The sequence below is a fragment of the Gemmatimonas sp. genome (assembly GCF_031426495.1).
GTDB lineage: Bacteria > Gemmatimonadota > Gemmatimonadetes > Gemmatimonadales > Gemmatimonadaceae > Gemmatimonas.
This window is the reverse complement of record NZ_JANPLK010000072.1, coordinates 130,515-146,521: the sequence shown is the minus strand read 5'-3', so window position 1 is coordinate 146,521 and position 16,007 is coordinate 130,515. Positions and strand designations below refer to the sequence as shown.

Annotated in this window: 14 protein-coding genes; 5 read left to right on the top strand and 9 right to left on the bottom strand. The window is 65.7% G+C overall.

The window, feature by feature from the left end; all coding sequences use genetic code 11:
- Positions 1 to 321: 321 nt before the first annotated feature.
- Entirely contained in the window at positions 322 to 1,458 is a 1,137-nt protein-coding gene (locus tag RMP10_RS18400; RefSeq protein WP_309672029.1) for a protein phosphatase 2C domain-containing protein, read from the top strand.
- 8 nt (positions 1,459 to 1,466) lie between these two features.
- Here the strand turns inward: RMP10_RS18400 and RMP10_RS18395 are convergent, their stop codons facing one another.
- From RMP10_RS18395 to murQ, 3 genes are read right to left on the bottom strand one after another with little or no spacing between them, the layout of a single operon-like run.
- Positions 1,467 to 2,948: a glycoside hydrolase family 3 N-terminal domain-containing protein gene (locus RMP10_RS18395; RefSeq protein ID WP_310571574.1), complete on the bottom strand. Its 1,482-nt coding sequence runs from the start codon at positions 2,946 to 2,948 to the stop codon at positions 1,467 to 1,469.
- Positions 2,949 to 2,954: 6 nt separating this feature from the next.
- Positions 2,955 to 4,136 carry an anhydro-N-acetylmuramic acid kinase gene (locus RMP10_RS18390; RefSeq protein ID WP_310571573.1) on the bottom strand — a complete coding sequence of 394 codons (1,182 nt, stop codon included), beginning with the start codon at positions 4,134 to 4,136 and terminating at the stop codon, positions 2,955 to 2,957.
- A complete protein-coding gene (gene murQ, locus RMP10_RS18385; RefSeq protein ID WP_310571572.1) occupies positions 4,133 to 5,056 on the bottom strand; it encodes an N-acetylmuramic acid 6-phosphate etherase in 924 nt (307 codons plus the stop codon). Before murQ ends, RMP10_RS18390 begins: the two co-directional genes overlap by 4 nt.
- 146 nt (positions 5,057 to 5,202) lie before the next feature.
- Between murQ and RMP10_RS18380 the strand changes: the two genes are divergently transcribed.
- Together RMP10_RS18380 and ggt are read left to right on the top strand one after the other, a co-directional pair.
- Positions 5,203 to 6,009 carry a hypothetical protein gene (locus RMP10_RS18380; protein ID WP_310571571.1) on the top strand — a complete coding sequence of 269 codons (807 nt, stop codon included), beginning with the start codon at positions 5,203 to 5,205 and terminating at the stop codon, positions 6,007 to 6,009.
- 35 nt (positions 6,010 to 6,044) lie between these two features.
- Positions 6,045 to 7,805, top strand: a complete 1,761-nt coding sequence (ggt, locus tag RMP10_RS18375) for a gamma-glutamyltransferase (protein ID WP_310571570.1) — start codon at positions 6,045 to 6,047, stop codon at positions 7,803 to 7,805.
- 246 nt (positions 7,806 to 8,051) lie between these two features.
- Here the strand turns inward: ggt and RMP10_RS18370 are convergent, their stop codons facing one another.
- The gene (locus RMP10_RS18370) at positions 8,052 to 8,903 is read right to left on the bottom strand and encodes a hypothetical protein (RefSeq protein WP_310571569.1); all 852 of its coding nucleotides are present in this window, start codon (positions 8,901 to 8,903) and stop codon (positions 8,052 to 8,054) included.
- Between the two features lie 87 nt (positions 8,904 to 8,990).
- Here RMP10_RS18370 and RMP10_RS18365 point away from each other — a divergent pair, with 87 nt between their 5' ends.
- Positions 8,991 to 10,874, top strand: coding sequence for an ABC transporter ATP-binding protein (locus RMP10_RS18365; protein ID WP_310571568.1), 1,884 nt, complete (start codon positions 8,991 to 8,993; stop codon positions 10,872 to 10,874).
- A gap of 19 nt (positions 10,875 to 10,893) precedes the next feature.
- Here RMP10_RS18365 and RMP10_RS18360 read toward each other — a convergent pair whose 3' ends face one another.
- The 4 genes from RMP10_RS18360 to RMP10_RS18345 are packed head-to-tail and all read right to left on the bottom strand — an operon-like array spanning position 10,894 to position 14,017.
- Positions 10,894 to 11,619, bottom strand: coding sequence for a cytochrome c biogenesis protein CcdA (locus tag RMP10_RS18360; RefSeq protein WP_171225288.1), 726 nt, complete (start codon positions 11,617 to 11,619; stop codon positions 10,894 to 10,896).
- Positions 11,609 to 12,115 (bottom strand): transcriptional repressor, encoded by a 507-nt coding sequence (locus RMP10_RS18355; protein ID WP_310571567.1) that lies wholly within the window; start codon positions 12,113 to 12,115, stop codon positions 11,609 to 11,611. Before RMP10_RS18355 ends, RMP10_RS18360 begins: the two co-directional genes overlap by 11 nt.
- Positions 12,116 to 12,137: 22 nt before the next feature.
- Positions 12,138 to 12,851, bottom strand: a complete 714-nt coding sequence (locus RMP10_RS18350) for a hypothetical protein (RefSeq protein ID WP_310571566.1) — start codon at positions 12,849 to 12,851, stop codon at positions 12,138 to 12,140.
- An 8-nt stretch (positions 12,852 to 12,859) separates the two neighbouring features.
- On the bottom strand, positions 12,860 to 14,017 hold the full coding sequence (locus tag RMP10_RS18345; protein WP_310571565.1) for a hypothetical protein: 1,158 nt from the start codon (positions 14,015 to 14,017) through the stop codon (positions 12,860 to 12,862).
- A 161-nt stretch (positions 14,018 to 14,178) separates the two neighbouring features.
- Between RMP10_RS18345 and RMP10_RS18340 the strand changes: the two genes are divergently transcribed.
- A complete protein-coding gene (locus RMP10_RS18340; protein ID WP_310571564.1) occupies positions 14,179 to 14,766 on the top strand; it encodes a YceI family protein in 588 nt (195 codons plus the stop codon).
- A gap of 34 nt (positions 14,767 to 14,800) precedes the next feature.
- Here the strand turns inward: RMP10_RS18340 and RMP10_RS18335 are convergent, their stop codons facing one another.
- Complete coding sequence (locus RMP10_RS18335; protein ID WP_310571563.1) at positions 14,801 to 15,967, bottom strand: aminotransferase class I/II-fold pyridoxal phosphate-dependent enzyme; 1,167 nt, start codon at positions 15,965 to 15,967, stop codon at positions 14,801 to 14,803.
- Between the last annotated feature and the right edge of the window lie 40 nt (positions 15,968 to 16,007).

The window sequence follows — 16,007 nt, the reverse complement described above, 5'->3', positions numbered from 1 at the left end:
GCCGCAAATCGGCCGTTTGCGGTGGACGTTTCAGGATAAACTGGGCCCGAACGCGCCGGCCGAGGGGCGAATCGGTCAAATTTGTCCGAACGATTTGACCCACCGGTGAAACGAACCCCATTTTATTACCGTCTACGGATCAGCCTCCGGAAACGGGGTCGACGCCGACCCAGATCCACGAGTGTTGGAAAGGGATACCGGGATGTAACTCCCGGCGTTCCCGTCCGTACGGACATTTGTCCCCCTGTGCGCACCGGCCTGCTCCATGACGCTGTGACCGTTCCCGCCTCACATACTGAACGATTGCCGAGTGACCACCGCGTGGTCACTCGTGTCTTCGCGCTCACCGACGTGGGACGTACTCGGGAGCACAACGAGGACACGTTCCTCGTTGCTGACCTCGAAACGGGGACGCCACTCGATTTCGCCTTCGGCTACCACGAAATCACGGCCGATCCCCACGGGCTGCTGTTTCTCGTGGCCGACGGCATGGGGGGCGCCGCCTCAGGCGAGCTCGCCAGCAGCATGGCTGGCAGCCTGGTGCTCGATGCGCTGAAACACACCTGGAAGGCCGCGGACCCTTCGCCGTCGGCGTTTGCCGAAGCGCTCCGCGATGCCACCGTGCTGGCCAATGCGCGCATCCACCAGCACGCCCGGGAAAACCCCGAGCATCGCGGCATGGGCACCACCGCCACGATTGCCGGCTTGTTGGGCGATCAGCTCTTTCTGGTACAGGTCGGCGACAGCCGCGCATACATGGTGCGCGACGGCGACGTTCAGCAGCTCACCAAGGATCAGTCGCTCATGCAGCGACTGGTGGAAGCCGGCGAGCTCACCGCCGAAGAAGCCGAGGTCAGCGAGCGCCGCAACATCATTCTCCAGGCGCTTGGCCCCGAAGCGCACGTCACGATCGACCTGACGCATCAACAGGTCCGACGGGGCGATACGCTGATACTCTGCAGTGATGGCCTGTCGGGTCTGGTGCGCGCCGCCGAGATCGCGCGCACGTCGAACGAAGAGCAGGACGTGCGATCGATCTGCAAACGGCTGATTGACCGCGCCAATCAGCTGGGTGGACCGGACAACATCACGGTCATCGCGGCACGATTCGATGGTGATGCGCTGAGTGCCGCCAGCAACGGCGATTCGTTCGGCTATAACACGTTTGCACTCGCCGGCACGCTCAACGACGACGCACGCGAGCCGTCGCCAGCGACGCGCGAGGCGAAAGCCACGCTCAAGAGTGATCCGACACCGAAGTTCGGGACGCCTGTCCCATCACGCGCCATACTCGACGAGGAGTTCGAACGCGCGCGAACGGCCGAAGATCACGCGCTACTCGGAGCGCCCGAACCGGTGGTCGAAGAACGACGACGGGCGGTGCAGCCAGTGTTCATGGTGCTCGGCCTCATCGCGCTCATCGCCGTCATCTGGTTTTTGTTCGCACTCTTCGGATAAGCGGCGCGCTACTTCTTGTTGCGCAGCAGTCCGCGTCCCGCCGCCTGCTGCATCACGCGATCTCCGCCCCACGCCAGTACGGTGGGGTGTGTCATGCCGAGCTGCGTGACCCAGCGTGGATCGCCGAGACCAATGAGAATCACCGTGCGCTGCAGCGCTTCGGCCTGCGCCACGAGCGCATGCACCTGCGCCACTGTCTCTGGCAATAGCGTGGTCCGCCCTTTCCCAGCGACGAAATCGGCGAACAGCGCGATTACGAACGGACCACCGCTGGCCGGCGTGGGCGCATCGACCAGTCGCGCGTCGTTGCCACCCAGTCGCATCGCTTCGGCGATACCCGTGCGCTCCACCGACGGACCATCGGCCTGGTGATCGTCGTCGACGATGCCCATTTCCGTGATCGTGCCGACTGGCGGCAACGGGCCATGCTCCACGCGAATAACCTTGTCGGCGAGCAGTGCACCCCACGCCGTGTCGGCGCCACTCGGCCGACGCCAGTCGTTCGGCGGCGACGCCCACTGCGCCCACTTGAGGCGGCGACGCACGGAATGCTTGACACGCTCCGGCTCGAGGGTGCCGTCGTCGTACGCGCGCTCGAGTGCGCTGAGCGCGTCCTCGAGATCACCGGGTGCCATGAGGACGTCGCAACCACCGCGCACGGCGAGCACGGCCGCTTCCGCCGCCGTGCGTCCTTCCACCACGGCCGCCAACGTCATCGCGTCGGCCACGATGAGATTGTCGTACTTGAGCTGCTGCCGGAGCAGCCACTGCAGAATCTCGCGCGACAGCGTGGCCGGCACACGACTCGAATCGAGCGCGGGATACACGACATGCGACGTCATCACACTGGCCACTCCGCCAGCGATAGCCGCCCGGAATGGCTGGAGATCCTGCTCCTTGAGCTGATCGGCCGGCGTCTCGACGACGGGCAGCTCGAGATTGGGATCACGCGTGACGCGGCCCATGCCGGGGAAATGCTTCGCGCAGGCCAGCACGCCTTCCGCCTGACAGGCTTCGATCCACGCGGTCACGAGCTGCGCGACCTTTCGTGCATCGGTGCCCATCGCGCGCGTGCCGATGATCGGGTTCTCGAGCAGCAGATCGAGATCGCACACCGGCGAGAGATTCCAGTTCACGCCCATCGTGCGCGCTTCGCGGGCCGTGAGCCGCGCGGCGCGACGCAACGCTTCGATGTCGTCGAGCGATGTGATGGCCGCCAGCGGCGGCAGGCCGGTGGCGCCGGCGAACTGCTGCCCGGCCCCCCGTTCCAGATCGGCCGCAATCAGCAGCGGATGACGCGACTTGAGCTGCAGCTCCTTGGCGAGCGCCCGCACACCATCCTGCTCACCACCGACGAGCTGGAAGCCACCGACGCCAAGGGCGAGCGACTGCTCGATAAGCGGGCGCGTGTCGGCAAAGCCGCCGGACGGCGACCAACGGAGAACGGGGATGAGCAACTGCGCAAGTTCACGACGGGACGGTTCGCTCATGAGCGACTAACGGACGGCTGGAGTGAGCGAACCGAGGGGACGCGGACCTCGCGCTCCCGTTGCGCTGGGCACATTGCCGGCGCGGCCCGAAATATGGAGATAGCCCAGCAGTGCAAACGCCACCGCCTCCTTCGCCTCTCCATCGAAATACAATCCGTCAAAGGTACACACCTGTGGCCCGTTTTCATGGGCCACGGCGGCTTCGATCATACGGACGAGCGTCGGATTGTGGGCACCACCCCCGGAAAGCACCACGTCCTCAACGGGCTCAGGGATGAAGCGGCCATACTGGTCGGCCAGTGCGCGCGCCGTGAGCGCGGTCGCGGTCGCCACGATGTCGGCCGGTGCCGCCCCCGCCGCCCGGCAGTCGTCGATAAATTGCCCGACGTACGCCCGCGAAAAGAGCTCGCGCCCGGTGCTCTTGGGTGGCGCATCGCTGAAGTACGGATGCCGCAGTGCCGCCAGCACGACGGACTCGACCACCTGACCGCTGGCCGCGATCAGGCCATCGCGGTCATACGCCATACCGTCGTACAGCGCCCGCACCGTCGCATCGATGATCACCACACCGGGGCCGGTATCGAACGCGCGCACCGATTGCATGCCGCCGTGCTCGTGCGTATTCGCGGGCGGAACCACCGTCACGTTGCCAATGCCGCCGATGTTCTGCAGCGCGCGCCACCGCGTGTGATGCGCGAACAACATGCAGTCGGCGATCGTGACGAGCGGAGCGCCCTGTCCGCCCGCAGCCACGTCACGCGAACGAAAGTCCGACACCACATCACAGCCGGTACGCTCGGCAATGCGCGCCGCATCGCCCACTTGCCAGGTGCTATGACCGGGCTCATGCCAGAGCGTCTGTCCGTGTGATGCCACTGCCGCAACATCGCGCGCCGTCACGCCGGCATCGGCCATCGCGGCGAGCGCTGCATCGGCCATCCAATCACCGACATCGGCCTGCACGCGACAGTACTCGCGCGCGCTCCCCTGCTGCATCGCCTGCTCGAGCCGTGCGCGTTCCTCACGGTGATACGCGCGGTGCGTGAATCCCAGCAGGTCACAGTGCACGCGACCGTTCGAGAGGTCGTGAAAGCGGGCCACGGCGGCGCTGATGCCGTCGAGCGACGTGCCCGACATCAGCCCGACGAGAATGCGCCCCTCATCGCCGACAATATCGCGCAACGTCATAACACCGGCGGCGGGGCGTTCGGCACCACGCGTCGCACCAGGCCCTGCCCTTCCTCGAGACGACGCCGCGCGGTTTCCGCATCGACGTGCAGCGCATGCATCACCAACGCCAGCTTCACGCGACCATCGGCGCGCGCGAGCAGCGTACGCGCGTCGTCGCGCGGCAATTCGGTGACCTCCATGACGATGCGCTCGGCGCGGTCCTGCAGTTTCACGTTGGTGGCGCGCAGATCCACCATGAGATTGCCATAGCTCTTGCCGATGCGTACCATCGCACCGGTGGTCAGCATGTTGCACACGAGCTTGGTGGCGGTGCCTGCCTTGAGTCGCGTTGAGCCCGTGAGCGCCTCAGGTCCGACCACCGGCAACATGCAGATATCCGCCACCGCACGCATCGCGTCGGGTGGCTCCGTGCACGCAATCAGCAGCGTGCGGGCCCCGAGTTCACGGGCACGCGTCAGCGCACCACGCACGAACGGCGTTGTGCCCGAAGCGGCGATGCCACACACCACATCACCGGCCTGAACGGCGTGCGCGTCCATGGCCGCGGCGCCGGCCAGCGGATCGTCCTCAGCGCCTTCGATCGGATTGCGCAGCGCACGGTCACCACCGGCGATGATGCCGACCACCATCGCCGGGTCGGTACCGAACGTGGGAGGACATTCGCTGGCATCGAGCACGCCGAGCCGTCCCGAAGTGCCCGCGCCGACATACAGCAGACGGCGGCCGCTGCGAAACGCGGCTTCGATCAGTGCGATCGACTCGGCAATCGGCTCGCGCTGCGAGGCCACGGCGGCGGCCACTCCTTGGTCTTCCGCGTTGATGAGATCCACGATCGCGAGGGGCGACGCGAGGTCGATGTCGACGGTGCGCGGATTGCGACGTTCCGTAACACGTGAATCGTGTGTCGGTGCGGGCACGGGAGCGGGTTCAGGGGACACCACGCGATCGGCTGTCTTGTGCTCGCGGCGCGGGGTATGTTCCAGTGGATGCTGCCGACGGTATTGGCAGCACGAGCGACGGTGCGATCTCGCCGGCGTCACTCTCGTCAAACTTAGGAGTCGCCATGCGCGAATCGCAACCCGCGTCACCGAGACGTGCGGCGCTACATCCCGCCTTCCATGCCGACAGTCGGCGCAACGGTCGGCGTCGGTTCGCCTCCGCACTCAGCGCTGCGGCCATCGCGACGTGCCTGTGCGCCACCACACTCACGGCACAGATCCGCGGACGACCGGCCGCACGGCCGCCCGATGCCGGCTGGTGGTTCTCCGGTGGCGTGGCCGCCATGATCCTGAACGACATCAGTGACGGCGCAACGCGCTCCACATGGAAGTTCGGCAGCGATCCGCTCTGGCAGATGCGCGGGACGCTCGAGAAGGCGCTCGACGAAGCCACCACCATCGGCGTGTCGGCCGGCTACGGTGTGGTCGATTTGACGCTGTCACCGCTCACGTACACCGCGGCGAAGCCGCCCACGTCTCCCGAGTTGCCGGCGCAGTGCGCCACCGGCTGCGATGCGCAGACGCAGCTGTGGACGCTCATGGGACAATTCCGCAGCGGCGGCAGTAGCGGGTTTCACACGCTGTTCGAAGCGGCCGGCGGCGTCACGGGGTTCCGCGACATGCGCGTGCGCGCCGACAGCAGCGGCGTCACCGGCGCCGCCCTCGGCCCCAAGAAGGGACAGTTCGACCTTTCCGGCACGCTGGGCGCCGGGTTCGGTTACGGCCTCTCGAGCAATCTGCACATCGCACTCGTGCAGGAGTTCGGTATGGGCTGGCACGCCAAGTCCGATCTCCCTGACGGCACTGGTCGCACCTGGCGCGTGCGCACGACGCGCGCGTCGCTGCGTTTCGGATTCGGTTCACACCGCTGACGTCCGTTCCCCAACACCCTCTTCACCAATCGTGCATGACTGCTTCCAAGGCGCTCGTTCTGTCGCTGTCGATCTCCGTGTTGGGTGCGTGCGCGCAGAGCGCCACCCCGGCCGCCACCTCCAGCGCCGAACCAGCGCGTGAAGCCGCGCGATTCCCCGACGGATGGCGTCTCTCCGCGGGTGCATCGTCCACGTTCGCCCCGCACGCGATCGCGGTCAGCAACAGTCCCGAGGCAAGCGCCGCAGCCGCCGAGATCATGAAGGCCGGCGGCAATGCCGTCGATGCAGCGGTCGCCCTCGGCTTCGCCTTGGCGGTGACGTGGCCGGAGGCGGGCAATATCGGTGGCGGCGGATACTCCATCGTGCACATGGCCGACGGACGCACGGCGGCGATCGACTATCGCGAAGTCGCGCCGCTGGCCGCGACGCGCAATATGTACCTCGATGCGAACGGGAAAGTCACCGACCGCAGCATCGAAGGGCATCTCGCGAGTGGCGTACCGGGTGCCGTGGCCGGGCTCAGCATGCTGCTCGAGACGTTCGGCACGATGTCGTTGTCGCGAGTCATGCAACCGGCCATTGCACTCGCGCGTGAGGGGTTCGTGATCGACACCGCGCTGGCGGGGTCGATGTCTCGCGCCGCGACCACGGTCTCGCGCAACAGCCCGGTCACGCCGTACTTCCCGAACGGCAAGGCGCTCCCCGCCGGTGCACGGTTGGTGCAGCCCGATCTCGCGCGCACCCTGCAGGCGATCGCCGACAACGGCTCCAAGGCGTTTTACGAGGGCTGGATCGCCGACTCGCTGGTGGCCGAGCAGAAGCGCGGTGGCGGCATCATCACGCGCGCCGATCTCAAGGCCTACACGCCGGTGTCGCGTACCGCGATCGCGAGCACGTATCGCGGCTATCGCCTGCTCGCGATGCCGCCCTCGTCGTCGGGCGGCGTCACGATGACGGAGGCGCTCAATATTCTCGAGCAGTACAGCATGGTACCGGCGTACGGCAGCACGCGCTGGTTCCACCTGGTCGGCAGTGCCTTTCAGCGCGCGTTCATCGATCGCAACAGCAAGCTCGGCGATCCGGCGTTCGTGAAGGTGCCGATGGAGCAGCTCACCAGCAAAGCGTATGCGAAGACGCTGGCCTCCACGATCAACGACACGCGCGCGACCAGCACGAAGGCGCTCGAGCCGATGATGCAGCAGCCGGCACGCGAACCCGAACACACAACGCACTACGCCGTCGTCGACAAGAACGGGAACGCGGTGTCGACCACGACTACGCTGAACAACTCGTGGGGTTCGGCCGTGTGGGTGCGGGGCGCCGGCTTCATGCTGAACGACGAGATGGATGACTTCGCCGTGCAGCCGGGTACGGCGAATATGTACGGCCTGGTGCAGGGCGAAGCGAACGCCATCCAGCCCGGCAAGCGCATGCTGAGCGCGATGTCGCCCACGATCGTTCTCGACAAGTCGGGGCGCGTGTTCCTGGTAGTTGGTGCCGCTGGCGGTCCCACGATCATCACCGGCACCACGCAAGTGATCCTGAATGTGATCGACCATCACATGTCGCTCGCCGACGCGATGCGTGCACCACGGGTGCACCATCAGGCGCTGCCCGATTCCCTCACCTACGAGGACGGCGGTATCCGCCCGGCCGTGCTCGACTCGCTCACAAAGATGGGCTACTCCATGCGGAAGCTGCGCGCGCTCGTGAACATCAACGCGATCATGCGCGTGAAGAACGGATGGGAAGGCGTACCGGAGCCGAGGCGGAGTGGAGGAGCGGTCGGGTACTGAACTGATGAAGGGCGCTAAGAATCAACGGCGCTAAAAGTGAACGGCGCTAAAAGTGAACGGCGCCAAGAATAAGCAGCGCGAACAGCGTGAACGGCATCGGATGAAAAAAGAGCCCCGTGACCAGTGGTCACGGGGCTCTCTTTCCGATGCGGTTGTGCTTTCAGCGCAGTTTATTCCTAGCGCGTTCGATTTTTAACGCCGTTCACTTTTAGCGCCGTTGATTCTTAGCGCTGCTAGTTGTTGATATTACGGCGTTGCGTTCGGACGCACTGTAACCGGCGCATCCAGCGTCGCGCTGATGGCCGCACCGGCGTTGATGCACGTGTCGAAGTTCGCCGTGGCCGCGGCCGCCGCCGTGCCGGCCGCCGCGCCAGCGGCTGCACCAATCACCGTGCCCTTCGTATTCTTGCCGATGATCTGGCCCGCGATCGCGCCGATGATCGCGCCACCGGCCACCTTCTTCGCATCCGTGCCCTTCGTCGCACTACGCACACGTTCAGCCGACGCCGACTGCACCGTTGCGTCCAGCGGATACGTACGGCCGCCGTACGTGACCGACAGCAGCTTTACCGTGAGCGAGGTCTGATCATTCGAGTTCTTCGCCGTCTTCGCTTCGGTCACTTCGAACGTGCCCGTCGCACCTTCCGGAATCACCACGCCGTTGGTGGCGGTGACCGACTGCTCCAGCGACGCGGTGAACTTTTCACCGACCGTCACCGTGTTGCTGCACACTTTGTTGTTCGTCGCGAAGCGGAACGACGTACCCGAAGCCACGACACCCGTAACGGCGGTCGGTGCCGGCGTGGCGGCAGGCGTTGACGGCTTCGGCGTGGTTGGACGAGGGCGAGGAGCGACCGGTCTCGGGGCTGGCTTCGGGGTCGACGTCGGCGCGGCGACGGGCGCCGGCGGCGGGGTGACCGGAACGTCCTCGAGCTTCGGCTGCGCCGAATCCGTCGCCATCGCCAAATCGCGACCCAGCGTGCTATCAGCGTTCAGCGACGCGTTGTCGGCCGCCTTCTCACCGCAGGCGGCGAGCGCGGCCAGCGAGAACGCGGCCAGGATCATCGTGGGACGTGACGAACGAATATATTGACGCATACAGAAACTCCTGAGAAAAGGGACGCGGGACACGCCCGCGGAGATGAAGATAGGTGAAACGCGTCGCCGTGCGACATTCGGAGTAAGATGAACGGAAATAAACGTCAATTGCCGCCGATGCCAGCGCGGCGCGCCCTGCGACGCCTGCTCCCCTACTACCACCCGTACCGGTGGCAAGTTGCGTGCGGGCTCGGATCTGTCGTCGTGGCCGCGTTCCTGGCCAGCGTTATTCCGTCCCTGTTGCAACGTGGAGTGGACCACATCCGCGCCGGCGCTGAGCTGGGCACCGTGCTCCGCCTCGGCGGTGTGATGCTGATCACGGCAGTTGCAAGTGGCGTGCTACGCTTCAGCATGCGGCTGCTCCTCAATGGGATCAGTCGCCGCATCGAGACCGATCTGCGCCACGACATCTTCGCGCGCCTCAGCACCCTCGACGCCAACTGGTACGCCCGCTGGCGAACCGGAGATCTCATGGCGCGCCTCACCAACGACCTTGGCGCCGTCCGCATGGCCGCCGGGCCCGCCGTGATGTACCTCGTCAACACCATCTTCGGTGGCCTGTTCGCGATGATCATGATGGTGCGAATCAGCCCGCTGCTCACAGCCGTCGCGCTGCTCCCCATGATCGGCCTGCCCGTGCTCATGCTGCGCCTCGGTCGCCTCGTGCATGACCGCTTCGAGGCCGTGCAATCGCAGTTCAGCCAGCTCACCACACGCGCGCAGGAAAACCTCTCGGGCGTGCGCGTGGTGCGGGCCTACCGACAGGAGCGGGCCGAAACTGCGCGCTTCGTGACGCTCGGCGACAGGTACCTCACCGCCAACATTCGGCTCGCGAAGCTGAACGGCCTCATGAACCCGGGATTCGGCCTGCTTGCTGGCCTGGGCAGCGCAATCACCATTGGGGTCGGCGGACGCCTCCTCATTCAAGGAGACGTCACTGTCGGCGGGTACGTCGCGTTCGGCATTTATCTCGCGCAACTCACGTGGCCACTCATCGCACTGGGCTGGACCACGAATCTCTTTCAGCGCGCCGCCGCGTCCATGACCCGCGTGCTGGAGCTGCTCGACGCGGAGCCGCTGTCGGTACAAGACACCGGCACCGCGAGCCTCCCGCTCGCAGTGGGTGGCATTGATGTTCAGCAGGGCGGACGCACGGTAGAGTTCCGCCACGTGTCGTTCCGGTATCCACGCCCGGTCATTGTGAGCGAAGACGGCGCCGCGCGCGATGCCAACTACGAGCAGACCCCGGACGGCGCAGCACCGGCCGAGTCGCGCTGGATTCTGCGCGATATCTCGTTCCGCATTCCCGCCGGCGGCACGCTGGCGATCGTTGGAGCGACCGGCTCGGGCAAGAGCGCGCTGATGGATCTCATTCCGCGCTTCTTCGATCCGCAGGAAGGACAGGTGCTGCTCGACGGCGTCGACATTCGCGAGCTGCCGATCGGTGCGCTACGCGCGGAATTAGGCTACGTGCCGCAGGAGGCGCTGCTCTTCAGCGAAACCGTGGGCGAGAATATCGGCTACGGTCTTGAAGCGCCAAATCGCGACCGATTGGTACAGGCCACCGGCATCGCACAGCTGCGTGAGACGATTGCCGGACTCCCCAGTGGCTTCGACACGCGACTCGGCGAGCGCGGCATCAACCTGTCGGGCGGACAGAAACAGCGGACCGCGTTGGCGCGTGCGCTCGCGCGTAGTCCGCGCGTGGTCCTGCTCGACGATGCCCTGTCCGCCGTCGATACCCAGACGGAAGCCGCGATTCTCCATGAGCTGCGCACTGCCCTGCAGGGTCGCACCGCCTTGATCACGTCACATCGCGTGAGTGCCGTCCGCGACGCCGATCATATTCTCGTGCTCGACGACGGCCGCATCGTCGAGCAGGGAACACACGAAGCACTCGTTCGACTCGGCGGCCGCTACACGCAGCTGTTGCAGCGGCAGCAACTTCTCGAAGCGATCGAAGCCGCGTGAGCGTCAAGACCCGTGTCGGCTAGAGACGCTCCACCAGGAACGCCGGCGTCAGCGGCTGCAGAATGGCCGCCAGACGCTCGAACCACCCCGTGAACATCAGCACACCGACCAGGATCAGCAGCACGCCGGCGATACGATTCACGAGCCCGAGATTCTTCTTGAACTTCTGGAAGAATCCGAGGAAATGCTCGAGCGCGAGCGCGCTCAGGAGGAATGGAACAGCCAGCCCCAGCGAATAGAACGACAGGAGCGTGACGCCCTTGGCCAGCTGCGACTCGTTCGCTGCCAACAACAGGATGGCGCCCAGCGTCGGACCGAGGCACGGCGTCCACCCCGCGCCGAAGGCGATGCCGACCAGAATCGTGCCGAGGAAGCCGATCGGTTTGTCGCTCAAGTGTACGCGGCGCTCCTGCTGCAACGCACCGATGTTCAACACGCCGATCATCCAGAGCCCCATTAGCACCATCAGCGCACCACCCACGCGCGCGATCCAGACCCGGTAGGCCAGCATCAACTGGCCGAACGCCGTGGCGCCGGCGCCGAGCGCCACGAAGATGAACGAGAAGCCGATCACGAACAACACAGCGTGCGTGAGCGCTGCCCGCCGGGAACGCGACACATCGTCGAGTCCCATACCCGTGATGAACGTGATGTAACTCGGCACAAGCGGAAGCACACACGGACTGAGGAAGCTCAGTAGTCCCGCGGTGAACGCAACCAGTACCGTCAGAGAATCAGGAGCCACGACGCGCACTCGGAGAGCTGGAGGGAAGTCCGCGACGGCAGGTGCCGCACAGACCGTAAATCACAAGCCGGTGACGCTGGCGAGAGAAATCGTGCGCTTCGGCTAGAAGCGTCGTCATACGTTCCAATCGTTCATCACGAAACTCCGTGACCTTACCGCACACCGTGCACAACAGATGCTCGTGGTGCGGAATGCCGCGCGACGCCTCGTAGCGCTTGAAGCCTTCACCGAAGTCGCGCTCGACCACCAGTCCGCTGCGCACCAGCACTTCGAGCGTGCGGTACACGGTCGCCGTACCGGCCGTTGCGCCGTGGGCGCGCAGCTCGCGCGCCACGTCCTCGGCCGACAGGTGCCGGTCGGTGCCCAACACCACATCGGCGATCGCCAGCCGCTGCGCCGTGGCCGGCAGATTGTGGTCGCGCAGAAAGACACGGAACGCGTCGCGGTCGGCCGCGATGGCCGCCGCACTCGTCGTCGCATCGTGCGAATCGCTCATTCGAAGTCGCTCGCGGTGTGAATCAGGCCGCGGGGTACGGCACGCGAAGTGCGCGCGCCAGCTGGGGTGCCGAGTAGCGCACGATCTCCGACTCCTCACCCGCGCGCCGTTGCACGCCGCGCACCACGAGATCCACCGTGATGAGCGGCGCTTCGGCTTCCGCCACGACGTCGGCTTCCCACTTGCCGCGCTCCGGTCCTTTCTGCACGAGACGATAGCGTGCCGTGTACACCGTATGCCGGATACGCGGCACTGGCGTGGTCTCGATGACGGCCGCGTCGTCGGCATCGGCCAGTACCTCGGCCTCGTCGAGCTCCTCGTCGGCCGTATGCTCGGCGATGACCTCGGTGTCGAGCGCGTGATCGGCGTCGCGATGCGTGTCTTCAGCATCGGCTTCGGCATCAGCATCGGCTTCGGTTTCGGCTTCGGTTTCGGCTACCGATTCCTCCTCCACGACGACCGCTTCGAACGGCAGCTCCGGGGCCGCCAACGGCGCGACCACCACCACCGGCACACGCGCCGCGATCACCGCGATACCCGTCTCCACGCCACCCTGCCGCAGTGGCGAGAAGAGGTGCAATTCCTCGATGCGGTCGAGCGGCACGTGTGCGATCACCACCTTGAGGAATCGCTCCGTAATCTCGGACACCGGCGCGTCGGCACGATCGGGCGCGTCGGCCGCCTCCGCCTGCGGTGTGTCGTCGTCTGGAACAGTCGTATCGATGGGAAGGGTCATCAGGTGAATCAGGTGATCGGAAGGAACGGATAAGGCGACTTGCCGGCACGCGACGCGTGATCACGGTTAGTCGGATTGCGCTCGCGTGCGTCCTGCTCGCGCTCGATGAACAGTCGCAGGATGTGCAGAAAGTCCTGCGCATTGGTGACCACACCGAACGCCTGCCGCGTCCCGCGGTCCTTGAGCTTGCTCACGACGAACTCCGACGAGTCCACACAGATCGTCGGCAGCTCGTGCAATATGCCGTCGCGGTCCATCGTGAACGACGGCAGCATGTTGCCGGTAGCGATCGCGTGCAGCGCGGTCGCGATCATTACCGCCATCGTCGCCTTCGTCGCGTGGGCGCGCATCGCGTCCTGCGCCTCGACGGCATCGGTGATCACGTCGGGCAGCGGCCCGTCGTCACGAATCGAGCCGCAGAGCACGAAGGGGACGCCGCGCGTCACCAGCGCGTGCATGATGCCGTCCTTCACGATGCCCTGCTCCACCGCGTTCGCGATCGAGCCCGCGCCGCGCACGGCGTTGATCGCACGCATATGCAGCCCGTGTCCACCGGTACTCGCCTGCCCCGTACCGGTCATGCCAAGGGTCGTGCCGAACATCGACGCTTCGATGTCATGCACGGCGACGGCATTCCCCGCCAGTAACACCTGCACGAAACCCTGCTCCACGAACCAGGTCATGTCGGTGCGCGCCCGCGAGTGCACGAGTGCCGGGCCCGCCACCCACGTGACGTAGCCACCGGCGTCGCGCTGGTCGAGCAACAGCAGCGCCATCTGGCGATAGTCGATCGGCTTTTCGCGCGACACTTCACTGGTCATGAAGCGGAACTCGCTGCTGTCGTCCGGTTCGACGAATGCGTGCAGATGCACGTACACGCCTTCGCTCCCGTTCTCCGCTTCGCCGACCACTACCAGGTCGCCCTTGGCGACGCGCCGGCCTTCGCGAATCCGCAGTAGCCCGTCCGTGCCAAGCACGATGCCCGAGTCCATGCGCGGCTCGAGCGGCAAGCGCCAGACCCCACCGAGTCGCACGTAGGTCGGAAGATTCGTGGTCGAGAAGAAGCCGTCGGGCAGTACCCCGTTCGCCGGCGCGGGCACAAAACGGGCGTCGGGCGCCGATGAGAGCGGCGCGTCGTCGAATGCAGGCGGGCGGAAGCGGGTCACGTGTGAAACATCACCGGGCGCAGCACCCCCGAACAAGCGGAAATCCGCATTCGCTCCTTGCCTTCTCCCGTGGAGTATTTATCTTATTACTATACTATTGCCCAGACAAACACAGTATACACAACGACTCGCTGCTTCTTCTCAACCCCACGAGATGACACATGACCAAGTCCTCCCGTTTCCTCGCCGGCGCGATGCTCGTGCCCGTCCTGATGGCGGCCCGCCCGTTCGCCGACGTCAAGCCGCACGTCATCGACAAGAACCATAGCCAAATCAACTTCATCGCCGACTCGCGCCTCCTCAGCGCCCACGGCTTTTTCGGCAAGTGGGACGCCGACGTCAAGCTGGACGCGACGAACTGGTCGGCCTCGACGGTCTCCATCTCCATCGACGCGACCAGCCTGAACACCCGCGTCGACATGCGCGACAATCACCTGCGCAGCCCGGACTTCTTCGACGTCGCCAAGTTCCCGACGATCACCTTCAAGTCGGTCAGCGTGACCAAGGTGTCTGAGGGCAAGCTCGACATCGCCGGCGATCTCACGATCCGTGGCGTGACCAAGCGTATCGTCGTGCCGGCGACGGCGGTGTTCTACGAGAAGGGCGCCGGCCGCTTCCGCGGCCAGTTCGCCATCAACCGCAAGGACTACGGCGTCGCGTTCGACTCGGCAGTCAACCCGATCGAGAACGAAGTGCAGGTGCAGTGGGACATGGCCATCAGCGAGCCCAAGCCCGCCGCGGCCAAGTAACTTCGGACCACACGCCGCGATCCTGCGGTGTCACTCAGGACGACGGTACGGCCGCTGCGATCGACGTGATCGCGGCGGCCGCTTTCGTGAGCACGTCGGCTGGCTGCACCAGTGACACGCGGAAGCGTCCTCGCCCCGCGTCACCGAAGGCGATGCCCGGCGTCACGACCACACCGGGGCCGTCCATCAAGGCGTCCACCCAGCCCCAGTCGTCAAAGCCGACCGGCACAGGGAGCCAGAGATACATCGTGGCCTGCGGGGCCTGCACATCCCATCCCCCCGCCTGCATCGCGGCCACCAGTGCATCGCGACGCGCGCGGTACTCCGCCACGATCGGCGGCACGATCGCCTCGTGGTGGGTGAACGCCGCCGCACCGGCCATCTGCGCCATGGTGCTCACGCCATAGCCGATGTTGGAGCGGTACGCATCAAGCCGCGCGATCGCCTCGCGCTTGCCGGCCACGAACGCAATGCGCACACCGGCCATGTTGAAGCTTTTACTACAGGTGTGCATCTCGACCGCCACGCGCGACGCGCCCGGCACCTGTAGCACGCTCGGCACCCGATACCCGTCGAATGACAACTCGCTGTAGGCCAGATCGCTGATCAGCAACAGCGCATGCCGTTCGGCGAACGACACCAAGTGCGCGTAGTCAGTGAGCGTGATGGTCGATGTCGTGGGGTTGCCGGGATAATTCACGATCAGCACGCGCGCCCGCGCCAGATCGACCGGCGCCACCGCGTCAAGATCGAGTCGACCATCGGGCAGGAAGGGCACGAACACCGGCACCGCACCCGCCAGCAGGGTGGCCCGCGCGTACACCGGGTAGTACACCTCGGGCACCAGCACGACGTCACCGGGATTCGTGTGCGACAGAATCAACTCGGCAATGCCTTCTTTGGACCCGGCCAACGCCAACAACTCGGCAACCGGATCGACCTTCACATCGAAGCGCGCGTTCAGATACGTCGAGACGGCGGCCGTATACGCGGGGTGCGCGCGAAAATACGGATAGCCGCTGAGCGAGCGATCGGCAGCCGTGCGCTGCATCGCCTCGATCACGACATCAGGGATCGGCCCGTCGGGGCTGCCGATGCCGACATCGATCAAAGGCTTCCCGGCGGCGCGCTGCCGATTGCGACGCGCATCGAGTTCGTAGAAGACGTACGGCGGAATCGCCGCGAGGCTATTGAGCGACATACCGGAAAGTAAACGGGGGACGGGGCGGCCTACAGCAGCA